Below are 24000 nucleotides of genomic sequence, written 5' to 3' on the forward strand. Positions count from 1 at the left end.
AACATGAAACGATTTATATATTCTTTTTTATCTGCCTGCCTGCTCCTGTCGGCCTGTTCCATGGATGAGATGCCTCAGGCTTCCGTAGACAAAGAAACGATTTTCGGTAATGAGAAAGGGCTGGAAACCTATGCCTATTCTTTCTATAATATGCTTCCCTCCGTAAGCAACGGATTCCGTCAGGATGCCATGTGCGACTACGGGGCGGTAACCAGCTTCGATAATTTTATCCGCGAAAATGCATACTCGGCCGAGTTGAGCAGCGGATGGGACTGGAGCGACCTGCGCAATATCAATTACTTTATTGAGAATTGTACCAGTGAGGCGATAGAGCCGGAAGTACGGAACCATTATATCGGGCTGGCACGCTTTTTCCGGGCTTATTTCTACTATAACAAGGTGGTTCGGTTTGGTGATGTGCCCTGGATTGACCGTACGTTGACAATCGATGACGAGTTGTTGATGGCTCCCAGAGATTCGAGGGAAACGGTCATGAAGCATGTTTTGGAAGACTTGGATTTTGCCTGTCAGCATATTACCCTGACTAAGGATGAAAGCGGTTCGCGGGTTACGAAATGGGTCGCTTATGCTTTGAAATCCCGTATTTGCCTGTTTGAAGCCTCTTTCCGTAAATACCATACAGAGCTTGGTTTGACTGACTCGGCGGACGAATGGTATAAAGAAGCTGCCAATGCTGCCGGAACAATTATGAAGGAGAGCGGTTATACTATATACAAGGGGGCTGGTACGGATATTTCGTTCCGTGAACTGTTTATCAGCGACAATCCTGTTACAAGCGAAGTGATGCTGGCAAGCTGCTGTAATGCAGGTTTGGCTGTGTTGGGTGAAGCAAACTGGTGGTGGACCTCCGGTACGTATGGCGCCCGTTTCAGCATGATTCGCACTTTCGTCAATACATTCCTGAATATAGACGGGACTCCGTTTACCGGTCGTGCCGGATATGAAACAATGGAGTTTTACGAAGAATGCCAGAACCGTGACAAACGTCTGGCACAGACGATACGTACCCCGGGATATATGCGCGACGGTGCTCCTGCTGCTCCGAATTTCAATGGTTATTCCTATACAGGCTACCAACCAATCAAATATACGTTGGATGATTCCAAATACGATGCGGGCGCATTAAATACGAATGCGATTCCTTTGTTCCGCTATGCCGAAGTGTTGCTGAATTATGCCGAGGCGAAAGCCGAGTTGGGGACATTGACGGATACGGATTGGGAACAGACTATCGGCGCTTTGCGTGCACGTGCCGGAATTACCGGGGGATTGACCTCGAAGCCGGGAACTGTGGATACTTATTTCCAACAGAATTATTTCCCGAATATTTCCGACCCGGTTATTCTGGAAGTACGCAGGGAACGTTCTATCGAACTTGCCCTGGAAGGTTTCCGTTTCACCGATTTGAAACGTTGGAAACGGGGCGAACTGATGACAATGCGCTGGACCGGCATTTATGTCCCTGCCCTGAATGTGCAGATGGACCTCGACCACGACGGTACTCCCGACGTTATTTTCTATAAAGGCGAAAAACCTGTGAACCTGCCTGCTTCCTGTACTCCGGTTTCAGTAGGCGATGATTCGCAGCAGGGGCTTACAGGAGCAACCTCCGGTAACCTGACATGGTCTGACAATGACCCGCGTAAATGGTATTCCGATGGACGCCAGTATTATTATCCGATTCCCCAATCGGCAAGGATAAAGAATCCGAATTTGAAACAGAACCCGAATTGGGACTGATTTGTATAACATAAAATTAAAATAAAGTATATAGATGAAGAAATTAATCACATTATGTGTATCCGTATTGCTGCTGGCTGCCGTGTTGCAGTCGTGGGCAATGAAAGAAAGCAGTAATGCGGAGAAGGATTGCTGTACGACGATGAATGTCGCCTCTTTTAATCTCCGTATGGATACGCCGAATGATGGAGTGAATGCCTGGCCCAACAGGAAAGAGATGGTGAAAGGCCTGATCCGTTTCCATGATTTTGATATATTCGGAACACAGGAAGGATTTAAACATATGCTCGATGGGATATGCGAGTTGGACGGATATGCGTATATCGGTGTAGGGCGTGACGATGGGGAAGAGGCTGGCGAACATTCCGCCATCTTTTATAAGACAAACCGTTTTGAGGTACTGGATAAAGGGAATTTCTGGTTTTCGGAAACTCCCGGAGTTCCGGGGAAAGGATGGGATGTAACCTGTTGTAATCGTATCTGTTCGTGGGGTAAATTCCGCGACAAAGAGAGTGGAAAGGTGTTCTACTTCTTCAACTCCCATTATGACCATCAGGGGAAGGTGGCACGTCGTGAATCCTCCAAACTGTTACTGGATAAAATTCGTAAAATAGCAGGAGACAAAGCAACTGTATTCGCTACCGGTGACTTTAATGCCGTTCCTGCCGACGAACCTATCCGCATTCTGGCATCCGATGGTCTTCTATTGGATTCATATGAAATCAGCAAACAGCCGCCTTATGGTACGGAAGGTACGCACAATAGCTTCAAGACCGATGCCGAAATGAAAGGGCGCATCGATTATATCTGGGTAACGAAAGATGTATCGGTAAATAAATACGGGGTATTGAATGATATGCAATACGGACGTTTTCCTTCCGACCATTTCCCGGTAATGGTGCAGGTGAGCTTTTAGTGGTTTGTGAGTATAAAATAGTCTGTTTATAAAATATCCCTTCTCCTGTTTTTATAAGGGGAAGGGATATTTTAATTGTTCTCTGTGCTAAGACTTTAAAGTAGATTATTTGTTCTGAATACAGCGTACCAGGTTCGCATCAGATCCACCTATGGAGTTCAATCTATAAACGGTTGGCCTGAAAGTTGCATACCAATAAGCATCTGCCGACCAGAAAAAAGAATTGGAAGGATTATCGTTGTTGATGAAGAGAGCCCCATTATTCTTTGCTGTTTCATTTGCATAGCCAATATCGCTAGCACTTTCAGCCGAGGAATGAAGTATATCGATGTAATCGTTTTTTGATGCAATTTTCCATCCAGACGGACATACGTTTTTATCATTAAAAGTACAAGGATCTTTTGCTACTATCGGTGCTACCCAATATTGTTTGCTTTTTCCTTTTGCTACTTTCGGAACAGCTGTACTGCCCGGATATATAGGTGTTGTCTGTTGCACATAGAATTGCTTGTCTCCGCCAGGAGTATAGTCATTCGTTATTGTATTTATTGTAGCTGGGGTCGGTGTGTAAAAATAGGAATCATTACTCTTTCTGTAGAATTGAAGGGTAGAAGTAGCTACGCCTGTATTTGGGTCTATATTTTCTGTGATACAGGATTGTTGCATCCAACTTGCCATGGCTATTTTATTTTTTATAGATTTCGGGGATTTTACCGTAATCTTAAAATAAGCGCTTGATATAGGGAAGAAGGTTACGTAAGGTTTTGTGCTGTTGATATTATCTACTGTTGCGTGTGATACATTTGATGCGGTAAAGTTGGACAATATAATACTCTTGTTAATAGAATAGACTGTAAATGTTTTGGATAAGGTATTGTCAAATTTCTCTTTAATCGTAATAGTGGCACTACCTCCTGTAGCTGCTGCGTCTTTAACATAGAAAGTGAATGTTTCAGAATCATTGGAAGTAGTCGTTTTGTCCAGAGTTAACCAGACGGGAACACCTTCTATATCGCAACCCTTGAGAGCGAAAACCGATAGTGTGACCTGGTCGGAGGCACTGTTATAAAGGCGCATACGGTTGTTCGCGGCATCATAGTTTCCCCCGTTTGGAACGGTGGAGGCAGATTGGTGCAAACTCATGGCTGTTTCTACTTTTACGGTAATCGATAGCTTTTTGTCTTTGTTTTTAGCGTTCTTGATATCGAAGGTATATCCGTCAGTCAGTTGTTTCGTGGCCGGGAAAGAAGCATCGTCTGAGTTCAACGTGAATTTGATAGTACCGGTTGTTACGGCCAATTCATCTTTATCTCTTTCCAACCAGCCGGGTATATCGCCTCCTGCAGCATCAGCCAGAGTGCAGCCTCCGGTAGAAATGATGTTTAATGTAACGGACGTTTTACCCGATGTTTCGTCTTTATATAGAGTGATTGTTCCGGTATTCTCATCGAAACTACATTTGGGAGAAGCTGTTGCCAGTTTAGCTACCGGTGTGGCTACAGGACGTATAATCAGCAGGTTTTCGTCTCCTGTCGCTTTGTCGATAAAGCGAAGGTATGCAATCGGGAAGTCATTCCCTTTATATTCTGCATTGCGAGATATCGTGTAGGTAAAATCCTTCGATGCTGCACGGGTGATGGGTGTAGGGGTTACAACCAGCCAGGGCGCAGTTGTTATTTTCTTTTCATAAGTGAGCGAATAGTCTATGCCGGAGTTGGAAGAGGCTTTGACAGAGAATGCCGCCCCGTCTGTTATTGCCATATTGACAATGCGTGTATCCGGGTCATAATCGCCATTGGCTGCATCAATAGTCACCTCAAAGGGAATGGAGCTGATTCCCGGATTGTATTCATCGATGTCCCCACTGTCTGTCCAATCGGCTACATCCAGTGTAAAGTCCAGGTGGTATTCGTCCGCTTTTGTGATACCGATGGTGTACCGGTGGTTATTGTTTATTTCCAGCGCAACCTCTCCACCGTCAGCCGTTTGCTGGATAAACGGTATCTGATAAGAGACATCTTTTGCCTCTGTTTTATTTACCTGATAGCTACCGCTTAGAATCAGGTAGCCTTTATCTTCCAACGGGCTGGGATAACTGTAGAATGCAGACACCTGCAAACCTTCATTGGCTTTCTCCCCTTCAAATGCGCATGCCGGGTAAGTAATTAACTCCCCGTCTGCTGCTGAGGCAGCGCCATACACCTTTGCCGGGAAGAAGGTAGTCCCTCTCCGTCCATTCCCCATCGATATAGACTCCAGATGGAATTTGGAATCCTTCTCTTTATTGCTTACATCAAAACGGGCCATTGTGCGGGTCAGCTTAAAGCCCACCTGTACACGAGCCGAAGAACTAAAGTCTGTCAGGTCGATAGGGGTTGTTTGTGCACCTGTCATCGGAAGGGGTAAACCTAATGCCTCAGAGGTTGCGGTTAATAATGGGGAATGGAACTTGCAGAAGTCTTTTTCCGAAGGGGTTCCGTCTGTCAGGACACCTGTTTCCATATCATAAGTAAGCGGGGTGAAATAGGTATCGGCTACCGGAGTGCCGTCTGTAGGATTCATCAGTTCCGTTTGGTTGGCGATGCAGTAGAGACGGACAAACAGGCCTTTTTGCAGTTCCAGCAAGGCGGTAGTCGTGGCATTGTCAACGCACGGTGTAAGGTCTAATTCTTTTGCCCCGGTAGGTAGTGCCGAACCGTCCTGCCGGTAGGAGAACCGTTCGCGGAAAGTATAAGCATCGCCTTCGGCTTTCGCTCCGAATACATAGACATCGAGCGTTGCGATTTCGTTTTCCGCTTCGGTGGCAATGGGAGCATCGGCTTTCGTTTCCGCCTTTGTTTTTGCTTTAGTAGTTTTCACTGTGAGCTTGTTCTTAAAGGAAATAAGCACCTCACGTTTGTTTGTACTGTCCACTTCATCCGTAGATGTCCGGTCTGTCTTGTCCGATTCCGATGTACAGGAGGCAAGCAGCACGGCAGCAAGCAGATATACGCTTGCTGCGAGTGCCTGTACCGGTCTGATAGAGGGACATAGACCATGTAGTTTTGTTTTCATATCTGAGTGTATTTAATAATTAGTCAATTCTTATACGATGGTCATATACGTTCGCATACGGATGTCGTATGTACTCGCATATGGATATTGTATATGCTCGCATACGGTAACCGTATATGGACGCATACGACCGTCGTATAAACGATATAGAGTTTTTTCAGTTTGCGGTGATAGTTTCTGTTTGATGCCAATTTATCCGCTATGCTTTTTACCCTGATTTCTGTTGTTATCATAGTAATAAGTTTATTGAGTTCTAATGAAACTACGTTAATCAAGTAGACAAATGTAGGAATAAACAATGAATGTATTAATATCGTAAATGCTTAAAATTCAAAGAATAAGACATCAGATGGCATATAAATACCCTGAATGTTCTAGAGAAACAACAGCTTTCGCAAATCTGTAATTTTCATGAAAAAAGTGGCTTTTTCACCTAAGTTTCATTAGAACTATGTTTTTATAGCCTTATCTACTCAAAAGAAAGGTAGAATTTCAGCCTTTTCCGGTCCGTATCCGTAAACTCATCCAGTAGTTGCAGGCTCTCCCATCCGGTAAGTTGGCGTTTTTGTTTTTTCAATTGCTCTATTTTATATGCCTGCTTATAATTGATATAAGGATGGCGGCGAAGGGAGTCTGCCGGTAAGAAGTTGACCGGGAGTTTCCGTATATAGGTTGTGTCTGTGAAAAACCAGGGTTCGAGTGCCGGATAGCGTTCTTCATCAATTCCGTATACTTCTTTCAATTGGCTTACCGTATAGAAGCCTCCCAGTAAATCCCTGTATTTGATTATCCGGCGGGCAAAGGTACTGCCTATGCCCGGAACCTTTTTAAGTGTAGTGGTATCGGCTGTATTCAGCTCGACTATTGTACCCGGAGGGAATTTTTCAGAACGGGTGAATTTACGGTTAGAAATAGCAGGTAGCTTGGGGAAATTACGACTGTCGGATGGAGAGGCTTGTTTGCCTTTTGGCTTATGGGCAGTAGTTGTATGATTCTTTGTTCGGATCGTATCGGCAACCAGAGCTATTGTCTCTTTATTGGTTATTGTCGTATTTGCTGTTTGGACAATCTGTTTTTCTTGTCCGGCAGTCTCTTTTTTGAGAGCGGAAACTAACAGGAGTATCCAGGAAATAGCAATTAATCCGAGTAATACGGATAAGGCACGCCGTTCGCCTTTGGAGAAGTAAAGTAAATCACGCCAGTTCATAGTAAGCAGGTTTTGTTGTTTGTTCCACAAAGGTAATGATTTTGAAGAAACATAGCCTTGTAATATGCCATTGAATGAAGGTGGGGGAGTTCCGACAGTATAAAATACATCGAAACTCCCCCGATTGATTCTTTCAGATTGATTTATTCCCGGTTGTGATTAACGGACAGACTGCATATCTGCGGCTGAGGAGGGAGGCGTCTCCAATCCCCAGCTTTTATTCGGTCGGTCGCCCATAATTAATTCCAGCGTACCTCCGTTTATCAGGTCTTCATGGGTGAACCAGGTGCGGTTCAATGGCTGGCCGTTCAAGCGTGCCGATTGGATATATTTATTACTCCAGGAGGCATTTTCCGCTTTCACGGTAAAGGTCTTCCCGTTATCCAGTTGAATCGTCGATTTGGTGAAGATGGGGCTACCAATGGTATAGATGGGAATACCCGGTGTCACCGGATAGAATCCCAACTGTGAGAAAACGACAAAAGCAGTCATGCCGCCGCCGTCTTCATCCCCCGGAATACCCATCAGGTCGTTGCGGTACCAACTTTCCAGCAGCATACGGATACGTTTCTGGGTTTTCCAGGGCTGGCCCGCATAATTGTATAAATAGGGGATATGGAAACTCGGTTCGTTACCCATGACGAACTGCCCGACGTTGCCTGTACCATCCGGCTGGACTGCGTAATATTGCCATTTGGATAGTTTCAGGTCTTCCACAAACAGTTGGTCCAGTTTATCGATAAAAGGTTGGTTACCACCGAACAGGTTAATCAGGTCTGCAATGTTATGATGCACATCCCAGATATAGGTCCAGGCATTGTTTTCATCATAATAAGCCCTTGAACCGATACCTCCGGAGAAAATATAATCGAACGGTTCGATAAACTTGCCGTCTTTGTCTTTCGGATGGAAGAATCCGGTTTCCTTGTTAAACAGGTTCCGGTAGTTGAAAGCACGTTTCAGGAAGAACCGGTAGTCCTTTTCTTTTCCGAGATGTTTTGCCATTTGTGCAATGCACCAGTCATCATACGAGGCTGCCAATGTAACAGCCGCCGCATTCCTTTTTTCGAAGCTGTTGACTAACGGATTCGTCTCTTTTTCATCCGGATGAAGAGCAGGGAACCATCCATGTTCGTGATAAAAATCATCCAGTTCGGTTTTGGGGGCACGGCACCAGGGTATCATGGTTTCGGTCAGAACCGTACTTTTCATCCCTTCGAATGCCTTTTTCACATCGAAACGGATGCCTTTGCATAAGGCGTCTGCAAACATTACGGCAGCATGGTTCCCGTTCATACAGTGTGCATCCCCGAATACGCACGGGAAAGTCGGCATCCACTTTTGTTCGGTATGTTCGCACATGCGTATATACGAGTTTAGTTTTTCCTCTTCGGCTTTCGGGTTCAGGATAATCTGTAGCGGGTGCAGAGCCAGATACGTATCCCAAATCCAGTCGTCCGTCCAGAAAGGTATGCCTTCGTCGCTATGGACTTTGCCGTCGAATCCGTTATAATACTTTCCGTCTTCCGATAGTTTAATCATGCGTTCGTGTGCCCGGTAGAGTGAGGTATAAAAGACCGTTTTCTGGTCTTCCGTGGCCCCTTCCACTTGTATCTTGCCTAAAGTTTTGTTCCATTCGGCACGTGCCGCTTTGGCTAACGCTTCGCAATCGAACCCGGAGATTTCTTTTTCCATATTTTTCCGTGCCTGGGCTTCGCTGATGTAAGAGATTCCGTAGCGGAGGCGTACTTCATCTACTTTGTTGTCGAACCGGGCGTAACAGGCTGTTTTGTTTTCCATGTTACGGTTGCCTGTTTCTATCGGCGTCTGCTCAAATTCGAGGTAGAAGTAGTGCTTTATCCCATGATAAATTTCATAGCCCGACAGGATGTTTCCTTTGGTTTGCAATACGCCTTCACCGGCTGTTCGCAGCATAACATACCTGCCGCCTTCTTTTTCGAAGGTAAAGGTAAACAGGGCGGATTGTGTAGCCGGAGCGAAACGTGCCAGGATAGCCTGGTCGTCCAGAAATACCGAATATTGGTAAGGGGTGGAGACTTCCTGGTCGTACCGGTAGTTTATTGTCGGTACCAGGCCTTCTTTATCGCCGCAATAAGGCATCAGGTATAACACATCTCCCTGACGGTGGGAAGGAACGTTCAGCGGTAATCCCGGCATGCGGTCGGTAACAAATTCGTTATGGGCCGGAATCATACGCAGCATACTGTTCGGTAAGTGGGTGACCGGGAAAGTCGGGACCAGCAGGATACTGATATTCCCAATCCGGTTGTTAACGTAATCGACCGGCTCCTTATCGGATACGTTCGTGGCGGAAGCCTGTTGCCAATTGCCACAGAGTAAGCCTATCAACAGAAAGGATAAAATGGTGTTCTTCATATGCTAAATGTATTAATTGTCTGTTTTAATCTGAATTAAATATTCCTTGTAGAAAGGCTCTATGAGTTCCCTTTTTTGTCCGGGGCAGGTTTCATGGAAGGTTCCGCCATGATAGAAGCAGGCATATCCACCGGATACGGTACCCCAGGCAATGGCATCCTCTATATCTAAGGAATTGTTGGGGGTATTTGCCATTTGGCTGGCAACCGATGCAATCACTCCTCCTGCAAAATTATCTCCGCAGCCTGTTGTGTCGCCAGCCTGTTCGGGATGTTGCAGAATGGTAGTCCTTATCTTTTCCGAAACCGGACGGGAACCTTCCGAACTGCCAAATAGCCCGCTGTTGCAAAAGAAGCTGGTCGGTTTGGCTCCGTGTGTAACAATAACTGCCCCGGTACCCATTGCCTTGAAAAACGACATCGCTTCCTGAACGGTTGTTTTTCCACTTAGCCGGAGCGCTTCTTCCCTGTCGGTGATTAATATATCTATATACCGGTAGGTTTCCGAAGAACTCCCCAAAGGCCAGGGAGCTTCCGGTTTGCTTTTCTCATTCAGGAAGTCGTAAACCGTATTGACTATGGTCACGGCTCCTTTCTCTTTCGATTTTCGGAGCAGTTCCGATAAGGCTTCATGGATATGGGGAACCAATGCGGTTGCACCGAAGACTACGATATCACTTTTAAAGAAGTTTTCATCCAGTTCATCCGGATAGAAATCCCATGCTGCACCTATGTTGTTGATAAAGATACGTTCGCCATGTCCCTGGTCATATTCCGGATCTGAAAACACATCGGAGAAAGGGGTGTTTTGACCGGAGGTCTTGTACTTCCCTGTCTTCAATGGGGTTTGTTTTAATTTGCTGTCGATAAAAGCGGCTGCATCATCTTGTCCTTTGCTTCCGTAAAAGCAGACTTCCACCGGAAGGCCTTCCAGCAGTTGGGCGGCATGGATTAAGGAAACGATAGACGGCCCCCCGATATTGGTAGTTACCGGAGGCTTCCCGTTGGTAATCAGTTTCCTTACTTTCAAATAATCTTCTCCAGAGAATTTTTCAAATTCATCCCGGAAGACCAGTTTTCCCGGTGATAACCCACCGTCACCGGATTGGACAGACAAATAGCGTCGGAACGTTTCACTGCTGAAGTTCACCGGTGTATAAAGATAATCCACCAGGGCACAGCCGATACCGGATATTTTTAGTTTTCTCTTTTCCATCAGCCCAGGAAATTTGTATAATCCGATACTAACAGATGCAGGGGTTCCACATCTTCTTCAATGGTAGGAAAACGCCCTACTGCTTCATGGAAGCGATTGTCTGCGGTGTCATCGTTTACCATGCTGACTTCGCCTACCAGAACGGTTCCTTTGCCCGGTTCACCATAGAACCGGTGATAAATCCGCTGTTCGAAGCATACGCTTTCCCCGGGCTTTAGTATGATTTTTCCTCCTGCGGGAACGGTTCGTTTGATTCCGTCTGTTTTCAGATGTACCAGCGTGCCGGACAGTTCTTCATCCGGGGTTGCATTGTAAACTTCAATCACCAGGTTTCCTCCGCCTCTGTTGATAATATCTTCCATTTTAGACCAGTGGAAGTGCATGGGAGTTTCCTGTTCTTCTTGTACGATCATAACCTTTTCGGCGTATGGCTTTTTATCTACATTGAATTTTCCGTTCCGTAGCGTAAACAGGAATAAGCCTCGTTTATAGAAGTCGCCCGAGCCAAAGTCGGTAATATCCCAGCCAAGCATATTATTTATTACTTCTGCCGCATTTTCTTTGTTTTCCTTCCAATCGTCCGGACTCCAATAGGCCCAGGGTGGCAAGTGGAATTTATGTGTTTCCAGAAACTCTTTTGCGTTTGCTATAATCCGGTTGATTTCACTGCGTTTCATATATTGTAGGTTTTTAATGGTACTAATTAGATTTTTCCTTCACTTTCGAATAAGCGGATATGGCTTGCCACAACTTCTTTGGAGGCTTCTACTATTTTATATTTCATTTCTATGTAGTTGGGCGTACGGCTTGTAGCCAGATAGGTTTGTATTTTCTCTGTTACTCCTATCTGGATGGCTGTTGCAACATTGATTTTGCTTACACCGTTGTGGACACATGCCTTGAAATCCTCTTCACTGGTTCCACTTCCTCCGTGCAGAACCAAAGGCATATTATTTCTTTCTTTTATCTCTTTCAGCCGCTGGATATTAAGCGTAGGGGTGGCGATGTACTTTCCGTGCAGGTTGCCGATGGCTATAGCCAGTGCATCGATACCCGTTTGCCGGATGAAGTAGGCGGATTCTTCCACATCGGTGAATATATTCGCCGTATCAGCATTTCCGGTGCCTTCGCCTTCACCCGCTCCGGTGTCTCCCACTTTACCCAATTCGGCCTCTACATCCACTCCGAAAGCTTTTGCCATCCGGGTTACTTCCCTGGTCACGCGGATGTTCTCTTCCAATGGTAATGAGGAACCATCTATCATAACGGAATTGAATCCCAACCGGATTGCTTTGGCACAGGTCTCGAAACTCTGTCCGTGATCCAGATGTACGGCTACCGGAACCGATGCTTTATGCGCTGCATCCAAGAAAACAGGAGCCATCATGTCAATCGGGGAATAGGGGAACTGGACTTCCGCCAATTGCAGGATAATAGGAGAGCGGAGTTCTTCGGCGGCTTGTATAGCCCCTAATACGTTTTCTAAACTCAGGCAGTTGAATGCGCCTACTGCATACCTGTTCCTGTATGCATGGGACAAAATGTTTTTAAATGGTACTAACATACGATGCTTCTTTTATATTTAATAATTTAAGGTCTTATAAGTAGCTATTTGTCAATATATTTTATTTGTTTATCCTTATCTGTTCCAACCGGCAGGTTGTGATTCGAATCCAACTGGCATAAAATGCAAAACCGGTTAACTAAATAAAGACAATTCTCTGCAATAATTAAAAACGGATTGTTTCCGGTAGCTGAAAAACAATCAGTGATTACCCGGGTCTGTTATCAACAAATCCAAGTTGTGCCTCTAATGTATATTGCTGAATAGCTTTTGAGCCATTGATTTGTTCCATCAGGATATCGACAGCCTTTTCACCTATTTCGCGGATAGGCTGTTCGATATAGTGGATGGGTATATTGGCGATTGAGAATGTTTCGATTTTGTCGAAACAAACCACCTGTATATCTTCCGGTATCTTTATTCTCTCTTCATACATATATTTCACTCCGGTAATGAATACCCTGCGGGAGCAGAAAAATATGGCATCGACCTTTTGGGGTGCTTTATGCAGGTCAATTATGGTTTGCTTTATTTCTTCTTCCTGATTCTCATAAGCAATAGGCTTGACTAACGATTCATCGAATAGTCCATACTGCTTTAACATATCGATACAGCCGCGTTGCCTTTCTATTAAAGCATTCAGATTAATGTCATAACAGACAACTGCAATTCGCCGGCAACCTTTTTGAATCAGTAGCTTTGTTATCTCGGACGAACTTCTGTAATTATCTATAATGATATAATTAGCCAGGAAATCAGGATAACACCGGTCTATCTGCACCAAAGGGACGTGCCTGTCTATTACTCTTTGGGCAATCTTTTGTCCGCCATCGACAGGAACCATGATAATGCCGTCAATTTGCCGGTTCAGTAATATGCTTACGGCGTCTTCAAAATCTTGAAGGTTCTCATTTGAATTTGTGGAGATTACCGTATAACCGTATTTTTTAGCCTGTTCTTGTATGTGGAATGTCAGGCGTCCGAAGAACTCGTTCGATATATCCGTTACTATAACGCCGATAGACATCGTCATGCCGGTACTCAGGCTACGGGCGATTTCGTTTGGCTGGTAGTTCATCTTTTCCGCCATCTCCTTCACCTTCCTGCATGTTTCCTCACTTATGCGGCCTCCTTTTGCTTTGCCGCTAAGTACTAAAGAGACGGTTCCTTTTGAAACGCCTAACTGATTGGCTATGTCTTGCAGAGATGTCTTCTTCATGGTTGTATGTATTTTCCGGATAGAATTTGCTAAACCGGTTAACAATCCTCAGCTGCAAATATATAAACTTATTGGAAATAAAAAATAATATCCGGTTTAATTCATGCATATTGGATTTTGAATATCAACAGGAGCGAGAATCGATTCCATACAATAAGGGTTGCCTGCCAATAAACAGGCAACCCTTATCTGGATTATGCTGGATAAATATTTTTAGAATAATTCGATAATCTTAGGAATGATGCCTAACTCGTTCAGAAAAACGATACCGATGGCAAACGGGGCGATGAATTTCATAAAGAAAGCATATACGCTGAAAAGGCGGAAGGTAATGGTACCTTCGTTTGTCAGTTCTGCTTTTAATATTTTCTTGTCTACCCGCAATCCCACAAAGAGACAGGTCATCATACCACCCAAAGGAAGCATGATTTTGGCTGTCAGGTAATCCAGGGCGTCAAAAAAGACAAGTCCTCCTATGGTAAAATCTTTCAATACTCCGAATGAAAGAGAACTCAATACTCCAAGGATTAATACTCCTACGGAAACAAACCAGGCAGCTTCTTTACGGGTTATATGAAATTCTTCATGTATATAAGCTGTAACCACTTCATGTAAAGAGATGGTGGAAGTCAGTGCCGCCATCGCCAATAAAATATAGAAGATAAAAGACCATAGTCCGCTTAACGGCAACTGCTGGAATACATTCGGCAAAGTAATGAATACCAGTTCCGGACCGGCTGTAGGCGCTATACCAAAACTGAATACGGCAGGGAAAATCATTATACCTGCCAGAATAGCCACAAATGTATTGATAACGGTTACCTGCCAGGCTGTAGACAACATATTGGTGTCTTTCCCGAAGTAAGAGGAATAGGTAATCAAACACCCCATCCCTAAACTTAACGAGAAAAATGCCTGTCCTACCGCACTTAGTACTACCGAAGAAGTCAGTTTGCTGAAATCCGGTTTGAAAAGATAAGTGAGCCCGGCGCTTGCATCCGGCAAGGTTACCGAACGGATACACATCACGACCAGGATACCGAACAGTAAAGGCATCATAATTTTAGAAGCCCGTTCGATTCCCTTTTGTACACCCGATGCGATTACCAGATGAGTCAATCCGATAAATACGGCTGTCCAGAGAATAGGGCGGAAGGCTCCGGATGAGAAATCCCGGAAATCAGCCGTATAGTCTATCGGTTCGCTGCCATAAAGCGTCCCGTTTACTGTTTGCATGATATATTCGAGCGTCCATCCCGAAACGACCGTATAGAAACCGAGTATAAGGAAAGCGGCAAGGATTCCGTTATATCCGATATAGCACCATTTTGTACCCGGTGCCATCTTTTTGAATGAACCGACTGTGTTACTCCGGGAATACCGTCCGATAAAGAACTCGGTAATCATCACCGGGATTCCCAGGAAAATCATGAAAAGGATATAAATCAGCAGGAAGGCAGCCCCTCCGTTCGCTCCCAGCATATAAGGGAAACGCCAAATGCTACCCAGTCCTACAGCGCATCCTACCGTGGCAAGGATGACTCCCATTTTATTACTGAATGTGGCTCTGTTGTCTGTCATAGGAAGTTTTTTTCATTAATCTGTTTTTACTTATTGATTGTCTACCACGAGTCCGTCTTTGATATGAATCACCCTGTCGGTATCTGCCGCCAGTTGCTCATCATGTGTTACAATAACGAATGTCTGTTGCATTTGGTTACGCAGGTCAAAGAAAAGGGCATGTAATTCTTCTTTGTTTTTTGTATCCAGACTACCAGACGGCTCGTCGGCAAGAATAACCGAGGGCTTGTTTATCAGGGCGCGCGCTACAGCAACCCGCTGCTTTTCCCCTCCTGACAGTTCGTTCGGTTTATGCGACATACGGTCGGTTAGTTTCAGAAAATCCAATATCTCTTTTGCACGTTTCTCGGCCGTGCCTGCTTTTTCTTTTGCAATTAATGCCGGAATCATCACATTTTCCAGAGCCGTAAATTCCGGAAGTAATTGATGGAACTGGAATACAAAACCAATATGTTTGTTACGGAAAGCCGCCAGTTTTTCTTCTGAGAGTTTTCCGGTTTCCGTACCGTTTATATAAAGTTTTCCGCCATCCGGCGAGTCGAGTGTTCCTATAATCTGGAGCAAAGTAGTCTTGCCGGCACCGCTCGGACCGACAATCGATACGATTTCTCCTTCATTTATGGTCAGATTGATACCTTTCAGTACTTGTAAGGTACCAAAACTCTTGGTAATACCTTCTGTTTTTATCATGTCAGTTGATTAATAACGTATGATGCCAGATAACATCCGAAAATGGCAGGCATATAAGACACCGTTCCGGCTGTGCTTCTTTTGCATTGCTCATTGTCTATCTCGATAATAGCGTCAGGATTTGCCATTTCCGTAGAGAAAACAGCCGGTATGCCTTTCGATATTCCCATACCGCGCAAACGTTTGCGTACGGCTTTTGCCAGTGCACAACTGCTTGTCTTGGAAATATCTGCAATCCGGACCTGCGAAGGGTCTGTTTTGGCCCCGGCTCCCATAGACGAGACAATCGGAATTTTCCGGTTATAAGCGTGAAATAAAAGATATACTTTAGGGCTGAGCGAGTCGATAGCGTCTACTATGAAATCATAGGTTGCTTCCGATAATATTTCTTCTGTCCGTTCGTCACGGAGAAACTCGTTCAATACGGTCAGCTCCAGTTCCGGATTTATATCCAGTAAACGGCGTGCTACCACTTCGGCTTTCGGCATTCCCAATGTAGAATGCAATGCAGGAAGCTGGCGGTTTATATTGCTTTCGTTCACTATATCGGCATCGACAATTGTCATCCGACCGATTCCGGCACGGCATATCTGTTCGGCTGCATAGGCACCTACTCCGCCTAACCCGACCACAAGCACGTGGCTATGGGCAAGCCTTTCCATCCGGTCGGCTCCCAGTAAAAGTTCGGTTCGTGTATTCCAGTTGCAGCTCATTATATAAATTTGTAATTTTGGGTACAAAAGTAATAAATCCTCGCCAAAGACCGCCTGAATCTATGCATCTTTTAACCAAACCGCCTGATAAGGTTGCAGTTCCTACTGGAATGTTGTAATATTGTGACTTCATTTATGAAACATTCATTTTTAATTTAATCTTAAACGTATAAAATGAAGAAACAATTTTACTTCATGCTTCTGGCTGTGTTAACGTTTCTGCCTGTAACACAGGTGAGTGCCCAAAACAACAAAAAACCTTTTGTCATTCCGGAGTTACAGGAATGGATTGGTGGAAAAGGGATGTTTACCCCTACATCGACATCCCGGGTGGTCTATACCGGAAAAGATCCCGAAGTCGTACGAATAGCCCGGCAATTTGCCGACGATTACGAAACGATGTTCGGGCGTAAACTGATGGTTGTGCAAGGACGTGCGGTTGCCGGTGATTTCGTATTTTCTTTTTCTCCGGACAGCCGGCTGGGGGCAGAAGGGTACACCGTGCGGATAACCGACCGTGTTTCTGTTTCCGCTCCGAAGAGCAGGGGATTGTTTTGGGCTACCCGTACTTTACTGCAAATGGCTGAACAGCAGACTGAATATGCCCTGCCGAAAGGAACGGTACGCGATTATCCCGACTATGCAATCCGCGGCTTTATGCTGGATTGCGGCCGGAAGTTTATTCCGATGTCTTTCCTCAGGGATTATGTGAAACTGATGGCTTATTATAAGATGAATACCTTCCAGGTTCATTTGAACGATAATGCTTTTGTACAGTATTATGAACACGACTGGAATAAAACCTATTCCGGTTTCCGTTTGGAATCCGAATATTTTCCCGGTCTGACTTCCCGCGACGGTTATTATATAAAGAAAGAGTTTATTGCCTTGCAACAGCTTGCCGATAGCCTGGGTGTCGAGATTATTCCGGAAATAGATGTTCCGGCGCATTCGCTGGCGCTTACCCAGTACCGTCCGGAGATTGGCAGCAAAGAATATGGTATGGACCATCTGGATTTGAAGAAGCCCGAAACCATCCAGTTTGTAGATAGTCTGTTCCGTGAATATCTGGAAGGCTCCAATCCTGTATTTGCCGGTAAACGCGTACATATCGGAACCGACGAGTATTCCAATAAAGACCCGGAAGTTGTAGAAAAGTTCCGTGCTTTTACCGACCATTATATCCGTTTTGTGGAAGGCTTCGGCAAACAGGCCTGTGTCTGGGGCGCTTTGACGCATGCGAAAGGCACAACTCCGGTTAAGTCTAAAAACGTACTGATGAATGCCTGGTACAACGGCTATGCCGATCCGAAAGAAATGATAAAGCAAGGATACGATTTAATCAGTGTGCCTGACGGTGAACTATATATTGTTCCGGCTGCCGGTTATTATCATGATTATCTGAATACGGAACGTTTGTATAAGGAGTGGACACCTGCCCATATCGGAAAAGAAGTATTCCCGGAAAAACATAAACAAATCCTTGGCGGGATGTTTGCTGTTTGGAACGACCATGCCGGTAACGGCATCAGTACGAAGGATATTCATTACCGTACTTTCCCTGCCATGCAGACATTGGCCGTTAAGATGTGGACGGGTAAGGATTGCAAGGTGTCGTATGATGAATTTAATGCAAACCGTTTGGCTTTAAGCGAAGCTCCGGGAGTGAATGTTGCCGGACGTATCGGCAATAAGCCGCGTGCCGTTTATAATCTTGCCGCTTTACAACCCGGAATGTCTACCGGTTTACGTGAGATTGGCTATCACTATACGGTTTCTTTCGATGTACAGGCTGTTGGCGAGGAAAGAGGAACCGAGCTGTTCCGCTCGCCCGATGCGGTATTTTACCTGTCTGACCCTGTAAGCGGTAAACTGGGCTTTACCCGGGATGGCTATCTGAATACGTTTAATTACCAGTTCTATCCGGGAGAAAGAACCTCCGTCTCTATTTCCGGAGATGAAAAATCTACCCGCCTGTATGTGGATGGCCAATTGAAAGAAGAACTGAATATCCAAAAACGTTTCTTTAACGGTGGCAAAGACTCCATGAATTATGTCCGTACATTGGTATTCCCGCTTGAAAAGGCCGGTAATTTTAAAAGTACGATTACGAATGTGGAAGTGTTGAACTACTGCAAGCAGTAGTTTAATTGACAGTTGACAAGTGACAGTTGACAGTTAGGCTTCGCGTCCGGAATACCAATCGGCTGAAAGCCGGAAATAACTGTCAACTGTCACTTGTCACTTGTCAACTCAATAACCGAATTCTGCTTGATTACGCTCATCCGCCGAATCCAGTCCTACCCATAAGTGGTAGTCGCCAGGTTCGGCTTTTTTCTTCATATCGTTGCCGTAGAAGGCGATTAATGCTTCGTCGATGGTAAATGAAACGGTCTGTTTTTCTCCCGGTTCCAATGCCAGTTTGTGGAAACCTTTCAGTTCTTTTACAGGACGTGTTACGCTGCCTACCAGGTCTCGGATATAAAGCTGTACCACTGTTTCGCCTTTGACATAACCGGTATTGGTAACATCGGCTGTAACCGTGATTTTGCCGCCTTTATTCAGCTTGTTCGTATCCAGTTTCACGTTGGAAACGCCGAAAGCCGTATAACTCAAACCGTATCCGAAAGGATAGAGCGGTGTGTTCGGTGAGTCCAGGTAGCTGGATTTGTAGTCCGTATTCGGTGCATCGGCAGGCAAAGGTCTGCCTGTATTTTTATGATTGTAATAGATAGGTAGCTGGCCTACATTGCGAGGGAACGACATCGTCAGGCGGGCGGATGGGTTATAATCGCCACTGATTACATCAGCCATACCATGGCCTGCCATTGTTCCCAAATACCATGCTTCGAGGATAGCATCTACATTTTCATCTTCCCAGGAAAGGTCGAGCGGGCGTCCGTTTACCAGGACAAGGCCGACCGGTTTGCCTGTTTTCTTCAGTTCTTTCAACAAGTCCTGTTGTACGCCGGGAAGCTGGATATTTGTACGGCATGCCGCTTCTCCGCTCCAGTTGAAATCTTCACCCATTGCAGCGATAACGAGGTCTGCACGGCGGGCGGTTGCCACCGCTTCGGCAAAGCCGGATGTATTGTTGCTTGTCAGGTCGCAGCCTTGTGCATAGATGAATTTTACGTTTGTGCCTGCATATTTTTCGGTCAGTCCTTCAAACAGGGAAACGCTCTGGTTGCGGTCTCCTTTTCCTGCCCATTCTCCATTCTGGTTGATTTTATCTTTCACCATCGGGCCGATTAAGGCAATGGTTACATTTTTATTTTTGGAGACAGGAAAGAGCTGGTTGTCGTTTTTCAGCAGTACGATGGCGCGGGCTGCCGATTCGCGTGCTTCCTGAAGAAATTCCGGTTTCATGATGGTATTCTTTTCACGCTCCTTATCCAGATAACGGTAGGGGTCGTCGAAAAGTCCGAGCAGGAATTTCATTTCCAGGATGCTGCTGACCGCTTTATTGATGGTTTCTTCGGAAACCTTGCCTTCTTTTACGGATTCCAACAGGTATTTGCTGAATACGGCTCCGGTCATGTCCATATCGATACCGGCATTTACCGCCAGTTCGCCGGCTTGTTTCTCATCTTTGGCAACGCCATGTGCCACCATTTCGTTGATACCGGTATAGTCGGTTACAACGAATCCGCGGAAGCCCCACTGGTTACGAAGCAGGTCGGTCATCAGCCATTTGTTGCCTGTGCAGGGAACGCCGTCTATTTCATTGAATGCAGCCATAAATGTTGCGACATTGGCATTCTTTGAAGCTTCGTAAGGCGGCATATAGTAATTCATCAATGTATTCTGCGAAAGTTCGGCAGGATTATAATCGCGTCCCGATTCCGCCGCTCCGTAGGCAGCAAAGTGCTTGCAGCATGCCAACACCGTGTTCAGTTCATTCAACGATTTCCAGTCCGTACCTCCCTGAAACCCTTCAATGCGCACTTTGGCTATCAGGCTTCCCAGATAAGGGTCTTCGCCGGCTCCTTCCATCACACGTCCCCAGCGGGCATCACGGGTAATATCCACCATCGGGGCAAATGTCCATTGGATCCCTTCGGAACTGGCTTCTGCGGCAGCTATGGCTGCACTTTTCTGCATACGTTCCAGGTCCCAGGAGCAGGATTCAGCCAATGGCATCGGGAAAATCGTCCGGAAACCATGGACCACATCGTAACCGAAGAGCACAGGTATTTTCAGCCGGCTTTCCGCCAGTGCCATTTCTTGCAATTTGCGCACGCCATCTACGGTATAGGCATTGAATATACTGCCGACCAACCCTTTTTTCAGGTAAGGCTCAAAATCGTCTGTCATAACAGGGCCCGTAATATCCCAGTTACAGGAATATTGTGCCATCTGTCCTACTTTTTCTTCCAGTGTCATTAACCTGAGTACGGAGTCTACCCGTCTTTCAATGTTTTTGTCTCCACTGAAACTTTTCCATCCCGGCACAACCCGCTGTTCGCATCCTGCAAGGGATACCAATAGCGCCGTACCTGCAATTAAAGATTTAATTCTATCCATTATTAATAGGTTTAATTGTACTCCTGTTTTCAATCTCCTCTTTCCCATTGGCAGAGAGGTTGTTAATGGCTTTCCAGTTTCAAACTGTTCATCTCTGCTTTGGAACTTTCAGTTTCATCGGGTGAAACTTTTAGTTTCCACGGGTGGAACTTTTAGTTTCAAGCTTTGAAACTTTTTGTTTCAAAAATTGAAACTGACTTGAAACTAACTGTAATTCTTTTTTCCCTCCGTATGAATCAGTTTATACTGAAGCCTAACTTCTTTAATCCTGCCTGTATTTCCGGACAACTCATAAACAAGTCCCATAAAAGACCGGTGCGATAGTTCTCGATCATCGGCGCAATCGTACACTGGTCTATAGCCAGATAGCGTTGTGGGAACCAATTGTCCTGTATGCTGAATGCATCGTAGAAACCATATTTACCCCATAAGCTGTCTCCTAAGTTATAATAAAAATGTTTCATGGCTCCCATCGATTCTTCGGGTGTATAAGGATAACTACTGAGTGAAGCGGTCGGGGTGATTACTCCCAAATCGTTGCCGGGCATATGGGCGTTGTATCCGTTTACCGAGTAGCTGGCGGTTAGTCCCCAGCAGTCGGGTCCGTATCCTTTGTATCCCTTCGGGTTTTCTACACAATAGCTATAGTCTATCAAGACCTGGTTCCGGTTCAGGTCCCAGTAGTTGGCATAGGCATCCGACAACCCTCTTGGATTGAGTCCTATGTAGGAATAGTGCGCCCAGAATAAGGGACCTCCGTACTGTTCCGCCCCGTTGAATTTAAGGATAAGCGGATAGCCGTAGGCTTCCGCATCGCTTTTGATTCCACCTTTGCGCGCCCAGCCGTTATGATAGGCGGATGCCGGTATCGGGTGGGTAGGGGAAGAAGCGGCAAGGATGTAGGTAATCAGGCATTCGTTATAGCCTTCCAGCGGGAAGTTCATTTCCCAGCCGTAGTTCGGGCTCCAGTGCCAGTACAGGACATCCTGTCCGTTCAGGTACCAGCTCCATTCCATTTCGTGCCAGAGCGTATCGATTTTAGCGGCTAATGCCTGCTCTTCTTCGTTTCCATTGGCAAAATACTGGCGGGCACAAAGTAAGCCTTGCATCAGGAAGGCGCTTTCCACCAGGTCGCCCCCGTCATCCTTTTTCCCGAAAGGTTTTACTTTTCCGGTCGGGCCATGCAGCCAATGCGGCCATACACCGTGGAAACGGTCTGCTTTTGTCAGGAAATCGGCAATCTTATGGAATCTTTTTACACCTTCTTCGCGGGGGATAAAACCCCGTTCAATGCCGACCAGAAGTCCGGCAATACCAAAACCGCTGCCTCCTGTGGTAATTACATCCGCATCATTTTCCGGATATATCCCGTCCATATGGATACGTTCACAGGCAAGACCGGAATTAGGTTCGGCCCCTTCCCACATATAGTTGAGGTGCGCATTCTGTATATAGGTCAGGAAAGCATCGTCCGACTCGAATTGAGTGGGACGACCGGCTTCCCCGGTATTATTTTTTTTGCCTGTGCATGCTGCCATCGAAAAGATTAGCAGCAGTGCCAGGATTCTTATCGGCATGGAACTGTTCATGAGATGATTTATTGTTTGGTAAATTTATTGATAATCCGGGTTCTGCACTAATATACCGTCGGATTTATCTATTTCATCCTGCGGCAGAGGCAAATAACGGTGTTTGTGCTGGTAGTTGGTTTTACCTGCGGCATGCAATACCTGTGCTGCCGTACCCCAGCGAACCAAGTCGTAAAAGCGGTCCGGTTCCAGTCCCAGTTCCACACGGCGTTCGGCATGGATAGCTTCGCGCAATTCGGTCGGGTTGGTAGTTGTTATTTTAGGCAGGATGGTATTATCATTCCAACGTGCGCGTGCTCTTACCATTTCCAGATATTCCAGTGCAGTACTTACATTTCCCAGTTCGTTCGCTGCTTCCGCTGCCATCAGCAGTACATCGGAGTAGCGGATCAGGCGGATATTTACCCAGAAACCGTACCTGTTGAATTCTAATCGTTTTGCCGGATTGGTATATGCTTTTTTATTGAAGTAGGCACCCATAGCCGATGAAACCGGAGATTCTCCGTAAGGCTTATTTTTATTCTCATCAGTGATAGGGTCATTGGGAGAGCGGCGGAAATAGAGCAATGTCGCATCTTTTCTCGGGTCGCCTTTCTCGTAGGCTTTTCCTATCAAAGAGGTTCCCATATGCCAACCCCATCCCAAATCCCATTGGCCGGAGCCGCGTACGCCCTGTACCTGGCAAAACTGGCTGCCTATCTCTTCGCTTCCGGGTTTAGCCGGTGTGGCGGTACACTGTAGTTCGAAAACGGATTCGCCGCAGTTTTCGCCTTCATCTGTAAATACCTGGTCGTAAGGAATATTCAGGTTATATAAGCCGGAACTGATTACATCATTTGCCGCAGCATACATATTGTTCCAGTCGTTGCGCATCATATAAGTACGAGCTTGCAAAGAGCGTGCCGCACCCCAGGTAAGACGTCCGGTATAAGGGGCGCCCCATTTCTGCGGCAATAATTTTACGGCTTCTTTCAGGTCGGCATCAATCTGTGCGTAGATTTTGTCGACAGTTGTTTTCGGGATGTTAGCCTCCGAAGCATCATTGATATGGAAAGTTACCAAGGGTACTTCACCGAAGGCACGTACCAGATTGAAATAGGTATAAGCACGGAAGAAATAAGCTTCTCCTTTGTTCCGCTGTGAGCCTTCATCGGTAAGGTTTCCTTTTTCAACGGTTTCGATAACGGAGTTGCATTGGTAAATAATGGTGTAGTTCTGTGTCCAGTATGCTTTTACACTACCGTTGTTGGTCGTGTAGAAGAAATCGTCGAACATGGCAGCCTGGTCGGCCCCGTCGCTGGCGTCACTTCCTTTTTCAGAGTCTTCCGAGCGTACGTTGTGGATAAGGAAAGCCGGGATGCCTGCTGTAATGTTATAATTACGCATCAAGGTATAAATATTAAACACCTGGCCGTCGAGGCTACCTCCAGGTTTTTCGTCTTCTGTAAATTCTCCGAGCGGACTGCGGTCCAGGAAATCGTTACAGCCTGTAAAAGTGAAGGCTGAAGAAGCGATCAATAATGAGACTATATATTTATTAAGTTTCATAACTTATTAGTTTAAATGG

Annotated in this window: 16 protein-coding genes; 3 read left to right on the top strand and 13 right to left on the bottom strand. The window is 45.7% G+C overall.

Annotation, left to right across the window (positions count from 1 at the left end; translation table 11 throughout):
- The first annotated feature begins 3 nt into the window (after positions 1–3).
- Positions 4–1761 (top strand): RagB/SusD family nutrient uptake outer membrane protein, encoded by a 1758-nt coding sequence (locus tag ACGE0T_RS19700; protein ID WP_459188272.1) that lies wholly within the window; start codon positions 4–6, stop codon positions 1759–1761.
- A 34-nt stretch (positions 1762–1795) separates the two neighbouring features.
- Positions 1796–2677 (top strand): endonuclease/exonuclease/phosphatase family protein, encoded by an 882-nt coding sequence (locus ACGE0T_RS19705; protein WP_459188273.1) that lies wholly within the window; start codon positions 1796–1798, stop codon positions 2675–2677.
- A 105-nt stretch (positions 2678–2782) separates the two neighbouring features.
- Here ACGE0T_RS19705 and ACGE0T_RS19710 read toward each other — a convergent pair whose 3' ends face one another.
- From ACGE0T_RS19710 to ACGE0T_RS19755, 10 genes are all read right to left on the bottom strand, one after another.
- Positions 2783–5731: a fimbrial protein gene (locus ACGE0T_RS19710; protein WP_459188274.1), complete on the bottom strand. Its 2949-nt coding sequence runs from the start codon at positions 5729–5731 to the stop codon at positions 2783–2785.
- A gap of 469 nt (positions 5732–6200) precedes the next feature.
- Positions 6201–6938, bottom strand: a complete 738-nt coding sequence (locus ACGE0T_RS19715) for a ComEA family DNA-binding protein (RefSeq protein WP_459188275.1) — start codon at positions 6936–6938, stop codon at positions 6201–6203.
- A 159-nt stretch (positions 6939–7097) separates the two neighbouring features.
- A complete protein-coding gene (locus ACGE0T_RS19720) occupies positions 7098–9335 on the bottom strand; it encodes a GH92 family glycosyl hydrolase (RefSeq protein ID WP_459188276.1) in 2238 nt (745 codons plus the stop codon).
- A 12-nt stretch (positions 9336–9347) separates the two neighbouring features.
- Complete coding sequence (locus ACGE0T_RS19725; RefSeq protein ID WP_459188277.1) at positions 9348–10550, bottom strand: carbohydrate kinase family protein; 1203 nt, start codon at positions 10548–10550, stop codon at positions 9348–9350.
- Complete coding sequence (locus tag ACGE0T_RS19730; protein WP_459188278.1) at positions 10550–11227, bottom strand: D-lyxose/D-mannose family sugar isomerase; 678 nt, start codon at positions 11225–11227, stop codon at positions 10550–10552. Before ACGE0T_RS19730 ends, ACGE0T_RS19725 begins: the two co-directional genes overlap by 1 nt.
- A 26-nt stretch (positions 11228–11253) precedes the next feature.
- Positions 11254–12114: a class II fructose-bisphosphate aldolase gene (locus ACGE0T_RS19735; RefSeq protein ID WP_459188279.1), complete on the bottom strand. Its 861-nt coding sequence runs from the start codon at positions 12112–12114 to the stop codon at positions 11254–11256.
- A 208-nt stretch (positions 12115–12322) separates the two neighbouring features.
- On the bottom strand, positions 12323–13333 hold the full coding sequence (locus ACGE0T_RS19740; RefSeq protein WP_459188280.1) for a LacI family DNA-binding transcriptional regulator: 1011 nt from the start codon (positions 13331–13333) through the stop codon (positions 12323–12325).
- A 213-nt stretch (positions 13334–13546) separates the two neighbouring features.
- Positions 13547–14914: a sodium-dependent transporter gene (locus ACGE0T_RS19745; protein WP_459188281.1), complete on the bottom strand. Its 1368-nt coding sequence runs from the start codon at positions 14912–14914 to the stop codon at positions 13547–13549.
- Between the two features lie 30 nt (positions 14915–14944).
- Positions 14945–15604 carry an ABC transporter ATP-binding protein gene (locus ACGE0T_RS19750; protein WP_459188282.1) on the bottom strand — a complete coding sequence of 220 codons (660 nt, stop codon included), beginning with the start codon at positions 15602–15604 and terminating at the stop codon, positions 14945–14947.
- Positions 15601–16317 (bottom strand): tRNA threonylcarbamoyladenosine dehydratase, encoded by a 717-nt coding sequence (locus ACGE0T_RS19755; RefSeq protein WP_459188283.1) that lies wholly within the window; start codon positions 16315–16317, stop codon positions 15601–15603. The genes ACGE0T_RS19750 and ACGE0T_RS19755 overlap by 4 nt, the downstream gene beginning before the upstream one ends.
- A 174-nt stretch (positions 16318–16491) precedes the next feature.
- On the opposite strand from ACGE0T_RS19755, the gene ACGE0T_RS19760 reads away from it, so the two are divergent.
- A complete protein-coding gene (locus ACGE0T_RS19760; protein WP_459188284.1) occupies positions 16492–18462 on the top strand; it encodes a family 20 glycosylhydrolase in 1971 nt (656 codons plus the stop codon).
- A 108-nt stretch (positions 18463–18570) separates the two neighbouring features.
- On the opposite strand, the gene ACGE0T_RS19765 is transcribed toward ACGE0T_RS19760, so the two are convergent.
- The 3 genes from ACGE0T_RS19765 to ACGE0T_RS19775 all read right to left on the bottom strand — a co-directional run bounded on the left by ACGE0T_RS19765 (position 18571) and on the right by ACGE0T_RS19775 (position 23981).
- A complete protein-coding gene (locus ACGE0T_RS19765; protein ID WP_459188285.1) occupies positions 18571–20844 on the bottom strand; it encodes a glycoside hydrolase family 3 N-terminal domain-containing protein in 2274 nt (757 codons plus the stop codon).
- 236 nt (positions 20845–21080) lie between these two features.
- Complete coding sequence (locus ACGE0T_RS19770) at positions 21081–22433, bottom strand: glucoamylase family protein (protein ID WP_459188286.1); 1353 nt, start codon at positions 22431–22433, stop codon at positions 21081–21083.
- A 24-nt stretch (positions 22434–22457) separates the two neighbouring features.
- Positions 22458–23981, bottom strand: a complete 1524-nt coding sequence (locus ACGE0T_RS19775) for a RagB/SusD family nutrient uptake outer membrane protein (protein ID WP_459188287.1) — start codon at positions 23979–23981, stop codon at positions 22458–22460.
- Between the last annotated feature and the right edge of the window lie 19 nt (positions 23982–24000).

Source organism: Parabacteroides sp. APC149_11_2_Y6 (assembly GCF_054506995.1).

Bases quoted from the DNA above. Each gene is read 5' to 3' on its own strand.
- ACGE0T_RS19730 (WP_459188278.1), bottom strand. From the start codon at position 11,227: ATGAAACGCAGTGAAATCAACCGGATTATAGCAAACGCAAAAGAGTTT.
- ACGE0T_RS19750 (WP_459188282.1), bottom strand. From the start codon at position 15,604: ATGATAAAAACAGAAGGTATTACCAAGAGTTTTGGTACCTTACAAGTA.
- ACGE0T_RS19765 (WP_459188285.1), bottom strand. From the start codon at position 20,844: ATGGATAGAATTAAATCTTTAATTGCAGGTACGGCGCTATTGGTATCC.
- ACGE0T_RS19705 (WP_459188273.1), top strand. From the start codon at position 1,796: ATGAAGAAATTAATCACATTATGTGTATCCGTATTGCTGCTGGCTGCC.
- ACGE0T_RS19725 (WP_459188277.1), bottom strand. From the start codon at position 10,550: ATGGAAAAGAGAAAACTAAAAATATCCGGTATCGGCTGTGCCCTGGTG.
- ACGE0T_RS19740 (WP_459188280.1), bottom strand. From the start codon at position 13,333: ATGAAGAAGACATCTCTGCAAGACATAGCCAATCAGTTAGGCGTTTCA.
- ACGE0T_RS19720 (WP_459188276.1), bottom strand. From the start codon at position 9,335: ATGAAGAACACCATTTTATCCTTTCTGTTGATAGGCTTACTCTGTGGC.
- ACGE0T_RS19715 (WP_459188275.1), bottom strand. From the start codon at position 6,938: ATGAACTGGCGTGATTTACTTTACTTCTCCAAAGGCGAACGGCGTGCC.
- ACGE0T_RS19755 (WP_459188283.1), bottom strand. From the start codon at position 16,317: ATGAGCTGCAACTGGAATACACGAACCGAACTTTTACTGGGAGCCGAC.
- ACGE0T_RS19710 (WP_459188274.1), bottom strand. From the start codon at position 5,731: ATGAAAACAAAACTACATGGTCTATGTCCCTCTATCAGACCGGTACAG.
- ACGE0T_RS19770 (WP_459188286.1), bottom strand. From the start codon at position 22,433: ATGAACAGTTCCATGCCGATAAGAATCCTGGCACTGCTGCTAATCTTT.
- ACGE0T_RS19775 (WP_459188287.1), bottom strand. From the start codon at position 23,981: ATGAAACTTAATAAATATATAGTCTCATTATTGATCGCTTCTTCAGCC.
- ACGE0T_RS19700 (WP_459188272.1), top strand. From the start codon at position 4: ATGAAACGATTTATATATTCTTTTTTATCTGCCTGCCTGCTCCTGTCG.
- ACGE0T_RS19760 (WP_459188284.1), top strand. From the start codon at position 16,492: ATGAAGAAACAATTTTACTTCATGCTTCTGGCTGTGTTAACGTTTCTG.
- ACGE0T_RS19735 (WP_459188279.1), bottom strand. From the start codon at position 12,114: ATGTTAGTACCATTTAAAAACATTTTGTCCCATGCATACAGGAACAGG.
- ACGE0T_RS19745 (WP_459188281.1), bottom strand. From the start codon at position 14,914: ATGACAGACAACAGAGCCACATTCAGTAATAAAATGGGAGTCATCCTT.